The organism is Thiomicrorhabdus sp. 6S3-12, from assembly GCF_017571475.1.
Classification (GTDB): domain Bacteria; phylum Pseudomonadota; class Gammaproteobacteria; order Thiomicrospirales; family Thiomicrospiraceae; genus Thiomicrorhabdus.
This window is the reverse complement of record NZ_JAGETW010000007.1, coordinates 44983-57637: the sequence shown is the minus strand read 5'-3', so window position 1 is coordinate 57637 and position 12655 is coordinate 44983. Positions and strand designations below refer to the sequence as shown.

Below are 12655 nucleotides of genomic sequence, written 5' to 3'. Positions count from 1 at the left end.
CCCTCAATACATATCCTGAGGATCAATATCCAGATTCCAGCGCACTTTACGTGCCAGAGGGCTCTGATAGATGTGCGGCAACATCAGAGTTAACAGCTGATGCAATTTCGGTCGCGAATCGCTGGCCAGCATAAGCTGGTAACGATACCTCCCCTGTCGCCGCATCATAGGCGCACTGACCGGCCCCCAGAATTCGAGCACCGTATCAGCCGACTCCTGCTGTAAGGTCTGCCACTGCAGCTCCAATCCAGCCTTAAGCGAATGCAGAAAGTCCAGTGCATCCTGCGCATTGTGCGCCTCGCAACGAACCAGACACTGAAAACGCCATGGCGGAAGATTCGCTTCTTTACGCTCGCGCAGCGCAGCTTCTGCAAAAGCCCCGTAACCTTCATTAATCAGCTTGAGCAATAACGGATGCTGAGGGTGATGCGTCTGCACCAACACTTCGCCTTCGTCATCGGCCCGCCCCGCACGACCAGCCACCTGCAATAACAACTGCGCCATTCGCTCCGTTGCCCGGTAATCGCAACTGAACAACCCCTGATCGATATCCAAAAGACCGACCAGTGTCACCTTCGGGAAGTGGTGGCCTTTGGCCAGCATCTGGGTGCCGATCAGAATATCTGCCTCGCCTTTTTGCGCCTGCTGAGTCAACTCCTCCATCTTTCCTTTCAGACGGGTGCTGTCCCGATCGATGCGCAACACCGTCTTTTCGGGGAACCATTCGACAATAGTCTCTTCCAGCCTCTCGGTTCCCTGGCCGACGGTATGCAACTCTTCACTACCGCACTGCGGACAGGATTCGGGAATCCCCATCTGCTCTCCGCAATGGTGGCAGAGCAGGTATTGATGATAGCTCCCCTGATGCAGAGTCATATTGGCATCGCAACTCGGACACTGCGCCTGCCAGCCGCATTCATGACACATTAGAACCGGAGCAAATCCTCGGCGATTCAAAAAAAGCAGCACCTGTTGTCCCGCCTGCAGATGCTTCTGCATAGCCGCCTTCAGCTTCGCGCCGACCCCTTCTTGAATTTTCTCTCCTCGAATATCGATCAAGCGGATTTGCGGCGGCTTGGCGGCTCCGGCCCGCCGGCTCAAGGTCAGCAGACGATATCTTTGCTGATCGACATTGAACAGACTTTCCAATGAGGGGGTCGCTGAGCCTAATACAATCGGCACCTGCAACTGATAGGCGCGACGCACCAGAATATCCCGCGCTGAATAGCGCACACCGTCCTGCTGCTTATAAGAAGTGTCATGTTCTTCATCGATAATGCACAGACCCAAGTCTTTGAAGGGCGCAAACACCGCGGATCGCGTCCCCATCAGAACAGAGACTTCGCCACTGCGTACCGAATGCCAGGCGCAATGTCTCTGAGTATCGTTCATTGCCGAATGCATCAATGCGATCGGACGTTGAAGATGGGCCGAAAAACGCTGAATCATCTGCGGCGTCAGGCCGATTTCCGGAACCAGAATCAATACCTGCCTCCCCATCTCAAGTACATGCTCAACCATAGCCAGATAAACTTCGGTTTTACCGCTGCCGGTAATTCCCTGCAGCAGAAAGCTGGCAAAGCCCTCTTCGGAACGGACATGGTTAACCACCTGGTCCACCGCCGACTGCTGTTCGTTATTGAGCGCATGCTGCGGCCCCGAAACCGTCACCGCTTCTTGCCAGCATGCCCCGCTGGTCTGATTTAACCAGCCGCGGTCAAGCCATTCGTTAACAAACTTTCGCCAACTTGAGGTTTGAGCTTTACAGACTTCCCGGTTGAGAGGGGTTTCGGAGGTTAGAAATTGCCCGGCCAAAGCTCGTTGCGCCTTGGCTTTAGCAGGTAGGTTTTGCAGGTGTTCGCGCCCGAGTGCAGTAAGCATCCAGACATCCTGTCCTTGGAGACATGCGTTTTCACCGGCACGAATACGCTTTGGCAAGGCGGTATTGATCACTTCGCCCATAGGCGCGTGATAATAATCGCTGACCCACTGCAGGAAGGTCAGATCCTGTGAAAGCAGTACCGGTTCTTCATCGATCCATCGGAGAATGGTTTTGATTTTTTCAAGCGCATAATCCGCCGGCGCAACGGCAACCACAATGGCGACCAGAGAACGGTTACGAAAAGGAATTTCCACCCGCCGGCCGATTAACTTCGGCCACATTTCAGGTGTTTCGGTTAAGTTATCGCAATCAAGGTAGTCAAGCGGGGTTAGAAATGGCCCCGATACGGCGACTTTTAAAACCGCCTTAGTAACAGAAGTACCGGCTCCATCCTGCCCTGAAGTATTAGACTGCAAATTTCCTCCCAAACACCGTCAATAAAATTATGCCCGTGAACGGGACTATTGTAATGCGTTTTCGGCCCAAGAAGACAGCCAAGAAAAACTGGGAATTCAATCCTTGTGAAGAATCCGCTTCACGGCTTATTAAAGATTTAGGAAGCCTTTTGTCAATTTCTGAGCAATAAAAGGTGATTAACTGTTAAATACATATCGGCAACTCCACTTTTAAGAATGGAAGATCCGAACACGAACCATTCAGAATACGATAATACGATCTACAAGCGCCGCTACATAAACGCCCATATCAATCTCAGGAGACGTCGTATGCCGAGCTCAATTCCACAAACCACGCCATTTTTAAGCGGTAAATCGTTTTTTCGCTTTGTATCGGTCATGGCAATGACCGCCGTACTTCTGCTAAGCGGCTGCACCGTGGTTCACCACCCATCCGCGCAAACGCAGGTCGAATATGTACCTTATTACTACTCCCCACAACCGGTTAACTACTATTATTCACATCCGTATTACTCTTCTTACCCGCCAAGCTATTCAAAAGAGTATCGCCACAAACATCATCCGCATGAGAAAAAACGTACGGAAACGGCTGGAAAGCACCATTCACAATGGAATCAAACGCAACCGATTCGTGCGCCCAAAGTAGTGATTCCATCACCGCCCAAGATGAAAAAAACACAATCCCAAAATCAGGGAAAACCTTTCCGTTCTTTCAACCAGAAAGTGAAAGAGGACAAACAGCATGCCTCGCAAAGCCGCCGGGAAGCCTATGTCAAAACGCCCAAAATACCCGCCCATCGGACGCCGGAAGTGAAAAAGACCGACGATTCAAACGATAAATATACAAAAAAAACTGCAACCGACCGCAATAGAAGTGATAAATTTAAGGGAAAAAGCTTTGGTTATCGCTCGGCCCCTTAAGCCTGTCTCGACTTGTGAGGTTTAATGGCCTTTTCCGTTAGAGGAGTACCCATGACTACGACAAAGCAGAAAAAGAGTTTTCGCCCATTAGTACTGGCGACCTTCGGTGCCGCGTTACTGCTTAACGGCTGTGTGGTTCAACATAGAGCCGTGATCGAATCCCCTCCGCAGGCATACCCGCACTATAAGAAATATCATGATCGGCAGTATTACGACTACAACTACCGCTTCAGCAGTCGCGAACGGGATGAGTTTTATCGTTACTACCACCCGAATCAACGCAATAAAAAGCGCCAGAAACCGATTCCTCCCGGACATTACAAGCGCCCTTACAATCTGCATAAGCCGCTTCCGCATAATGTTCGCTATCAGCGTTTGCCTCGAGATTTAGAGCGCCACCTTCCTCCTCCGCCAAACGATATGATCCGAATTCGCATCGGTAGCGACATCCTTTTAATGCATCGCAAAACACGGGTTATCTACGACATTATTTTTAACCTGTAACCCGTAAAAATCCTTCATAAAGGTCTACTCCGGCACACTGGGTAGACCGCAACGCCACCGACTCGCACAGCATTTTTAAGACAAACCCCCAGAGATGCATAAAAATCGCTAAAATAGGCAGCAATGACTGCTCAATTCTAATGAATTTTTATGGATAAACTCGTACAGACCTACCTGCGTTTCCACTATCCGTTTCAGGATATTATCGGACGTATTTTCGCTTGGGGTGTTTTAAGCCTCGTAATTATTACTTCTCTGGTTGTTATTCTCCGCTACGGTTTCGAAACCGGCTCCATCGCTTTGCAGGAAACCATCACTTATAACCATGCCATCCTTTTTATGCTCGGCATCAGTTATACCTACCTGCATGACGAACATGTCCGGGTAGACGTGTTCTACAGCCGTTACACTCCGCAACGTAAACAGTGGGTCAATCTTCTTGGCTCTATACTCTTTACCTTGCCGGTTACAGTGTATATCCTCTGGAGCAGCTGGGATTATGTCTCCGCCAGCTGGGCAATCTCGGAAACCTCTCCGGAAGCCGGCGGACTCGGCTATGTCTACCTGCTTAAAACCCTGATTCTGCTTATGGCCACCCTGCTGCTTTTACAGGCTATAGCAGTGATCGGGAACAGTTGGTTACAACTCAAAAACGCAGCCCCTAACGACAGCGAAGAGCAAAAACCGCAAGGAGGGAAACTTTAATGGAATGGCTTTCCCTGTTACTGTTCGCGGTGATTTTCATCGCTCTTCTACTCGGCTTTCCGGTAGCCTTGACCCTGGCCGGCGCTTCCTTGCTTTTCGCACTGGCGGCCAACGCTTTCGGCGCTTTCGACATGGCATTCCTGCAAAGCATTCCAAACCGAATCTTTGCCATTATGAACAACCAGACTCTGATCGCCGTACCCTTATTCGTCTTTATGGGAATTATGCTGGAAAAATCCAAGCTTGCCGAAGACCTGCTGCATACAATGGATGAAGTCATGCGCGGTATTAAAGGCGGGCTTGGTCTGGCGGTCATACTGGTCGGCATGCTGCTGGCCGCCAGCACCGGCATTGTCGGCGCAACTGTCGTCACCATGGGGCTTCTGGCCCTGCCGACCATGCTTAAGCAAGGCTATTGCCCGAAACTGGCCAGCGGCACCATCTGTGCCTCAGGAACTCTCGGGCAGATTATTCCGCCGTCAATCGTTTTGATTCTGCTCGGCGATGTGCTTTCCTCCTCCTACCAGCAGGCCCAACTTAACCAGGGCATATTCTCGCCGGAAACCTTGTCGGTAGGCGACCTGTTTATCGGAGCGCTTCTGCCGGGCATGCTACTGGTCGTACTCTATATGGCTTATCTTTTCTTCCAGGCCGTACGTCACCCGGCTAAGGTTCCGAACCATATCGGCACCCCGGTCACTCCGGGTCTGGGAAAACGTGTACTGAAAAGCCTTTTACCGCCCCTGCTGCTGATCCTGTTGGTTCTGGGCTCCATTCTCGGCGGATTCGCTACTCCGACTGAAGCTGCATCACTTGGTGCTCTTGGCGCTATGCTGCTGGCCTTGTTCAACCGCCAGCTCGGTTTCAAGGTTTTACAGAACGTCATGCAAGATACTCTAAAAGTGACCAGTATGATCTTCCTGATCTTTATTGGAGCGGCCTTCTTCTCGCTGGTCTTCCGCGGTCTGGGAGGCGACGATCTGATGCATGATCTGCTTTCGGATCTTCCGGGTGGCATCTTTACCGCCATGTTAATCGTTATGGCACTGATGTTTGTTCTGGGCTTCTTCCTCGACTTTATTGAGATCACCTACGTCGTGGTTCCAGTAGTCGCTCCGATTCTGCTGATGATGGGGGTGGATCCGATCTGGCTGGGTATTATGATCGCCATAAACCTGCAAACGGCGTTTCTAACGCCGCCTTTCGGTTTCGCACTGTTTTATCTGCGCGGAGTCGCGCCTCCGGAATTGAAAACCGCTGACCTCTACAGAGGCTCTATCCCGTTTATCGGCATACAACTCAGCGTTCTGGTTGTCATTGCCATCTGGCCGGAAATCGTCACCTGGCTGCCAAGCGTAGTCTATAGCGAATAACCTTCACGGCCATTTAAATGTAAAAAAACCAGCTTTATGCTGGTTTTTTATTGCCCCAAAAACTACCTGAGTCAAAATTGCTCAACTCAAATTTTCCGGCGTTTATCACGTATCTATTACCAATTTCGCGCGGGCTGATGACCGAGTAGCAACCGTGCAGGTTTCTACAGATGCCGATGGCGTCTTAGGCACTCGACAGGTCACTCTCGGTTCAGCAAGCGGCAGCTACCCGACAAACCGGTTATTCAAGATCCAAGTTGATCGAGATAGCCGGACTGGCAGGCTTACCGCCCGAATTCTGAACTAGAGGGAGCAGACCAGCTCTAATCAAGAATCTGGTCGAAGCTGTTCAATATGCGCTGCTGATCGCGGGAACGCGTCAAATCATAAAGCTCATATCTGCGGTTCAGCATCTGTCCGCCATCCCGTGTCAGGAAGCGCCAGTTCAGTTCTGCAACTTCATTGGTTGACTTGAAGCTAAACATATTCAAAGGCAGCTGGAAGTAGAACCCTTTATCAAAACTCCCTTCGCCGAATTCTTCGGCTGAAACGTCGGTTTTAGTTGCCCAGACACCGATACTGGCGCCATTTTTGAACTGTCGGCTCAAATCAATCGTGACGCCGCGGTCTCCCGCCAGATATTGTCCGGCACTGACTTTCGCCTGTACCCCTGCCTGACTCTGATAGTACGCGGTTAAGTGACCGGTAGTGACCTCATAATCACGGAAACCAAGTCCCTGATCAAAATCTCGCTGCTTAACACGGTTGGCGTCCAGTCCGAGCGCCCAAGTTTTACCTAAAGGCCGGTAAAGAAGCTCGCCACCGATTCCACCGTACATCCATTCAAGATAACCGCCATACAAGCTGGCATACCAGTTCGGGGCCAAGCGCTCGAAATGAGACAGTTGCATATTATCCATGCGCAAAACGGAGGTCTTAAGATAATCTCGAATACTGGTTCGCACGCGCGGTAGAAGCGAATCTGCCTGATACTCAAAATTATCATAATTGTCCAATAACCCCAGTTTCAAAGATCCGCTCCACAACAAGCCTTCGGTCAGCCGATAATCGGCATTTGCCTTAAGCCCCAACTGGTACAGCAGAAAAGCGTCCGGCCCGCCGAAACTTCCGGAGAAATATGGACTGACATCATAATTAAACTGCCCGATGGAACTACTTTGATAAACCCGCTGCTCGTCATTGACGGCTTTCGGATTACTGAATGACGTTGTCTCGGTAATCACGCTTTCTTCCGCTTCCAAATTCGCTGCTGCATGGAAACTTTCGCGTTGAAGATTTAGTTGAGAGACCGGCAGGCCGAATTGCAGATCGACAAAATGAAACTGCTCTATCTCATCCGGTGCCTGATTATCCAGCAGACGAGCTGCTCGCCCGACCCCTTTGGCCAGAGGGTACTGTTTTTGATTGCCGTAGATATAAAGTTCCTGATCCTGTTGTTCGATCCGCTCGACATCGATACCTGCATTCGCTCTGAGCTGCTGGTCAATTGTCGGCCAATCCGCTTCGTCGGGGCGAGCCGCTTCCTGCACTGGAACCGGTTTCGGGTCAAGAAGTTTAGGGTTGTCTGCTGTTTTAAGGTTGGTGCGGAAAGTTACCCCTGCGTAGACTTCATTCCCTCGAACCATACCGAGTTGGAGGTCGATTCCTTTTAGCGGAGAATACACGACCCCCAGATTGATCGGCGATTTCTGTTCCAGCACGTTTCCTAAGGGTTCATTCTGGTAATCATTTGCGTCATATTCGATTTTCAAGCGCAGAGGCATGGATTCGAAATAGTATTCGGCACCGGCAAACAGCGCGACCTTTTCACCGGAAAAGAAATTGGAATAAGAGATATTACCGCCTTGATCACCTGCATCCCGACCATCACGGTAATCAAACGAATCCCCAAGAAGGCTTAATGGATTATCCAGGTGCCCTTGCTGGCCGAGATAGCCCCACCCCATACCAAAACTAAGATCAAGATTTTTGATCTGCTTGCTCAAAACGACATATTCACCGGAAAACAACCCCGTCCCGCCGACATCACGAATCCCGACCGCCACTTCAGGCAAATAATAGCTTTCTTCGAACAGACGTACTTTAATATCGGTCGATTTATCTTTAAGACTCTGCGATCCCGCTATCTCTTCTCCGTAAAGACGGTTGGAGATGTCCGTATACTTAAACAGGAACTGGAACCACGGTAACGGTTGAGCAATTACCGCCACCCTTGAATAGGGATCCGCATAGGAAAGATGTACGCCGAAAGCGCCTTCCGGATACATTCTTGAAGTCGGCATTTCAACCAGACCAACTTCGCCGGAGTTTGTCTGCGAGTAAGATAAAGGCTCCGCCTGAGCAGACGGTAAAGCTGCGAATCCCAGTAAAATTGAAGCCACTAATGGATGCTTACGAAACACTTCTTTTGCTCCTAACGTATCGTTTGTGTAGCCAACCATCGGGCTAATTGCTGGTTAAAATCCTGTGCCGAATCCGGCAGATAGGCATCTTTGACCGGAGCCAAAATCCAGGCGCCGGGAGCGGCATAAAATTGCTCATGCGTCCAAAGCCCCACTTTACGGCGTTCGATTGCACCGGCGGGCTGAACAACGATCACCCAGCCGTTTTCAGTAAACGCCAGAGGCGGATTTTTCTCGACATAGCGGTTCAGATCCCAATCGGGGGCATAGGGTATCGAAGGGTATTTAAAACCGATGAAAAGCAGCGATTGTGGTTGCTTTGGAAAATGGAAATATGCACGGCTCATAACTTTTCTGTTGGCCCGCGCAGCCGTATCGACCTCAAGCGGAGTCAAACTCGCAAAAATACGCCCTGTAACCTTCTGGGAATCGATTAACTGGCGCAGTGCTTGCAAATAACTCTGCAAAGCTTGATCTTGGTTGGCATTCAACACTAGGTCAATCTTTGCCAATAGCGCCTGCTTTTGCTTAAGCTGGGCTTCCTTAGCCAATTCGCTGCGCCAGGAAGCGCCGGCAAAATAAGCGCACTCCTGAATAGCGGCCACTTGCAGCACTTGAGACAATCTTGGCGGTTGTTCAAAGCGCATGGTGCCTTCTTTAGACACACAACCCGAAAAGGAGATATCAACCTCCTGAGCCCAAACTGTATTTATTGAAAGGCCAAGGAACAACGGCAACATAAAGCGAAAGATCATTTTAATACTCATGGATAAAATACCTCCATCCACGGCTTCAAGACCTGAAATTTAACATTGGGTCCGGCTCCCCAATACTGTTCCGACTCCCAGATAAAACCTGTTCTGGGATCACGCCAGTAAATATTGACCCAACTTTTATTCAACACCTTAATCGAAAGCGTCTCTTCCAACCGCTGTAATCGGGCTGGCTCGCCCCACAGCGTGCGAACCTCTTCACCGGCAATACGTAACTCACCTTCGGCAAGCAGACCGTAGCGATTCTGTTCCGGGAAATTAACTTTATAAATAACCGGCATGCTACGTTCAGCGCTGACGTCCTTAAAAGGTTCACCCGCATAGAATTTGACTGCTTTGGCTTCGACCTGAACGCCTTTTGGCGTATAAATCTTCTGGATCTGATCGCCATTGAACGCCAATGCATAATGATCCGCACTATGCCACTTGCGCACAGGCTCCTGATAAAAGCCGAGCACCATCACCCCATAGGCACCACCGCCAAATGAAGCGTAAATCGAAGCATAAGGCAGTTTATTTGCCTGCGCTTTAGTCACGACCGGCGTCGATATCAGATTAGTTAAGAGTTTTGCCGAGGAAGAAAAAAATGAAGAGGAATTCTTATCGGAAGTTGAACTGCAACCGGAAACAAAAACGCCTAAGAGGATCAGTAAATAAATTCTTTTCATAAAATATCAGAAGTGCGGATTGATTGTCCGTTTTAACGTATTTCAGCAATTATAACGTCAGTCAAAGATCCGAGGTTACCAACAACACAAAATCTCTGGTCGGTTCAATGCATAAAAAAAGCCGCATTAAGCGGCTTTTCAAAAGAAACGGTTACATTAAAAACCGCTACTTTTAGTTAGTACCCGTGGTACCAGTAGCATTGTCATCAGTAGCAGCAAAAGCAACCGCACCAACTGCAACCGCAGTGACAACCATACCGGCAGTAATCCCTACACCACCGGCTGCAGCAACGGCAGCCCCACCACCAGCAGCCGCGCCGCCAGAAGCCGCCGCGCCGCCAGAAGCAGCTGCGCCAGCAGGCGCCGCGTTAGAAACCGCAGGAAGCATTAGAGCTGCGGAAAAAACCGATGCCAAAGTCATTTTAGCTAGTTTAGTCATTACAAAATCCCCTTACAAAATCAAAACTCAACCTAATGGTTTTGTGCCTTATCGCATTAACTGCAAAAACACCCAACCCTTAAGTAAAAATAAATTCAGCTTTAGTCTATAGCATTATATTTTGCATTGCTACTAAAAAATCAGTATCAAAGCTAAGCAAAATCATAAAGATTTCATACACTTTCACTTTAAATGATTTCCATGAATAGAAATTTAATACGCACAGCTTTTGACTTTTACTCCTGCAACCCGACAAAATCCGCTCCGTTAAGGGGTGTGAACGGGATCTTCGGACAGCCATCTTGCTTAACAAGGCAAAAACGCCTTTTAAACAGATCGTAAGAAACTGTATTCCAGTTTTTTCAGCTGAAAACGCCGACTTTTCACCGACTCCCCACTGCAACGAAATCTAAAATTTGCAATTATCACAAGGATTTAGTAGAATTCGCCCCCCGCATTAATACGGCTATTAAAATCTTTAAGCCTGAAATCCCCGACCCGTTTTGATTTATTGGTCGACTACTGAAAATTAATGCCTACCAAGAGCCGTTTGCCACGCCACTGGCCTCGTTATGATGCGATGCTGTTTTGATGCAAAGGTGCTCGTTTTAATGAACACAGATTTGCCCCAGAATAGTACCTCATTCAGCGTTGCCGACAAGCCTGCAACCCTACTGAGTCTTTGCGCTGTCCATTGTTTGACCGCCATCCTTGTATATTCCGGGCAAAGTCATATCCATAGAGATAAGGACCCCCGATGAGTGAAATCACTTTTAAAGACCTCGGTCTAAAACCAGAAATTCTTTCCGCAATCAGCGAGATCGGCTACGAAACACCAAGCCCGATTCAGGCTCAGGCGATCCCTGCGTTACTGCAAGGCGGCGATATTCTGGGAATGGCACAGACCGGTACTGGTAAAACTGCAGCCTTTGCTCTGCCTGCACTAAGCAACTCCGATATTAAACAGAAGAACCCACAGGTTCTGGTTCTAGCGCCAACCCGCGAACTGGCGATTCAGGTTTCCGAAGCCTTTCAGAGCTTCGCCCACCACATGAAAGGCTTTCACGTATTGCCGATCTACGGCGGTTCCGACTACGGTTCACAGATCCGCGCATTGAAACGCGGTGTGCATGTTGTGGTCGGTACGCCTGGCCGTGTTATGGACCATATGCGTAAAGGCACCCTTAAACTGGACGAGCTGAAACTTCTGGTTCTCGACGAAGCCGACGAAATGCTGCGCATGGGCTTTATCGACGATGTTGAATGGGTACTTGAACACACGCCAAACAGCCGTCAGATTGCACTTTTCTCGGCAACCATGCCGAAAGAAATTCACCGTATCGCAAGCAACTACCTGAATAATCCGACCGAAGTGATTATCAAGCAGAAAACTGCGACTGCAACCACCATTACCCAGAAATACCTGATGGTCAGCGGCGGTCATAAACTGGATGCCTTAACCCGAATTCTGGAAGCCGATTCCGCCGACATCGACGGCCTGATCATCTTCGTCCGCACCAAAAACGCGACTGTTGAACTGGCCGAAAAACTGGAAGCACGCGGTTATGCCGCGGCGGCTCTAAACGGTGACATCGCACAGAATCAACGTGAGCGTATCGTTGACCAGCTAAAAGACGGCAAGCTGGACATCCTGGTTGCGACCGACGTTGTTGCCCGTGGTCTTGACGTACCGCGTATCAGTCACGTTGTTAACTACGATATTCCGCAAGACAACGAATCTTACGTACACCGTATCGGTCGTACCGGCCGTGCCGGTCGTTCCGGAACGGCCATTCTGTTCGTTACTCCGCGCGAGCGCCGTCTACTGGCGTCGATCGAACGCACCACCAAACAGAAAGTTGCCGAAATGCACCTGCCTTCGGCGCAGATGATTAACGACAGCCGTATCGAACGTTTCAAAAACCGTATTGTCGAAGCGCTGCAAATGGATGAATTAGGCTTCTATCAAGACCTGATCGAACAGGTAGAAAACGAACAGAATGTTCCGGCTGTCGAAGTGGCCGCGGCACTGGCTCGTCTAATGCAGGGAGACGTTCCTTTCTTTATCGAAGACAAGCCGGTGCGTGAAGTATCCAAACGCGACCGTGATCGTGACTTTGATCGCGATAACCGTCGCGGCCGCGGAGATCGTGATCGTGACGGTGGAGAACGTCGCCAGCGTCGTCGTCAATCCTCTTCGCCGGATGAAGGAATGGCGCGCTACCGTCTGGAAGTCGGTCGTACCCACGGTGTCCGCCCGGGTAACATTGTCGGCTGTATCGCCAATGAAGCCGGTCTGGACAGTGAGTTTATCCGTCAGCTGACCATTGAAGACAGTTACTCTATGGTTGATTTGCCGGAAAAAATGCCGCGTGAAGCTTTAAACGACCTGAAAAAAGCCTGGGTATGCGGTCAGCAGTTACAAATTTCCGAAGTCAAAACACAAGGTGCCGGACGTAAGCGTCTAAGCCGAAGAGCACCGGACAACGGCAGAAGCCACAAGAAACCACGCAATTAAGTTTGCCTGCCATTTCTTGATGGCAATCGCCTG

Annotated in this window: 10 protein-coding genes; 5 read left to right on the top strand and 5 right to left on the bottom strand. The window is 49.8% G+C overall.

The window, feature by feature from the left end:
• Positions 1 to 3: 3 nt before the first annotated feature.
• The gene (locus tag J3999_RS09080) at positions 4 to 2298 is read right to left on the bottom strand and encodes a primosomal protein N' (protein ID WP_208127582.1); all 2295 of its coding nucleotides are present in this window, start codon (positions 2296 to 2298) and stop codon (positions 4 to 6) included.
• Between the two features lie 309 nt (positions 2299 to 2607).
• Here J3999_RS09080 and J3999_RS09075 point away from each other — a divergent pair, with 309 nt between their 5' ends.
• From J3999_RS09075 to J3999_RS09060, 4 genes are all read left to right on the top strand, one after another.
• Positions 2608 to 3219: a hypothetical protein gene (locus J3999_RS09075; protein ID WP_208127581.1), complete on the top strand. Its 612-nt coding sequence runs from the start codon at positions 2608 to 2610 to the stop codon at positions 3217 to 3219.
• A 51-nt stretch (positions 3220 to 3270) separates the two neighbouring features.
• A complete protein-coding gene (locus tag J3999_RS09070; protein WP_208127580.1) occupies positions 3271 to 3723 on the top strand; it encodes a hypothetical protein in 453 nt (150 codons plus the stop codon).
• 150 nt (positions 3724 to 3873) lie between these two features.
• Complete coding sequence (locus J3999_RS09065; protein ID WP_208127579.1) at positions 3874 to 4428, top strand: TRAP transporter small permease subunit; 555 nt, start codon at positions 3874 to 3876, stop codon at positions 4426 to 4428.
• Positions 4428 to 5801 (top strand): TRAP transporter large permease subunit, encoded by a 1374-nt coding sequence (locus J3999_RS09060; protein WP_208127578.1) that lies wholly within the window; start codon positions 4428 to 4430, stop codon positions 5799 to 5801. The genes J3999_RS09065 and J3999_RS09060 overlap by 1 nt, the downstream gene beginning before the upstream one ends.
• Positions 5802 to 6124: 323 nt before the next feature.
• Here the strand turns inward: J3999_RS09060 and J3999_RS09055 are convergent, their stop codons facing one another.
• The 4 genes from J3999_RS09055 to J3999_RS09040 all read right to left on the bottom strand — a co-directional run bounded on the left by J3999_RS09055 (position 6125) and on the right by J3999_RS09040 (position 10104).
• Positions 6125 to 8203, bottom strand: coding sequence for a YjbH domain-containing protein (locus J3999_RS09055; RefSeq protein ID WP_208127577.1), 2079 nt, complete (start codon positions 8201 to 8203; stop codon positions 6125 to 6127).
• A gap of 32 nt (positions 8204 to 8235) precedes the next feature.
• Positions 8236 to 8991, bottom strand: a complete 756-nt coding sequence (locus tag J3999_RS09050; RefSeq protein ID WP_208127576.1) for a capsule biosynthesis GfcC family protein — start codon at positions 8989 to 8991, stop codon at positions 8236 to 8238.
• The gene (locus J3999_RS09045) at positions 8988 to 9665 is read right to left on the bottom strand and encodes a YjbF family lipoprotein (RefSeq protein ID WP_208127575.1); all 678 of its coding nucleotides are present in this window, start codon (positions 9663 to 9665) and stop codon (positions 8988 to 8990) included. Before J3999_RS09045 ends, J3999_RS09050 begins: the two co-directional genes overlap by 4 nt.
• Positions 9666 to 9837: 172 nt before the next feature.
• The gene (locus J3999_RS09040) at positions 9838 to 10104 is read right to left on the bottom strand and encodes a hypothetical protein (RefSeq protein WP_208127574.1); all 267 of its coding nucleotides are present in this window, start codon (positions 10102 to 10104) and stop codon (positions 9838 to 9840) included.
• A 757-nt stretch (positions 10105 to 10861) separates the two neighbouring features.
• On the opposite strand from J3999_RS09040, the gene J3999_RS09035 reads away from it, so the two are divergent.
• Positions 10862 to 12622, top strand: coding sequence for a DEAD/DEAH box helicase (locus J3999_RS09035; RefSeq protein WP_208127573.1), 1761 nt, complete (start codon positions 10862 to 10864; stop codon positions 12620 to 12622).
• Positions 12623 to 12655 lie beyond the last annotated feature (33 nt).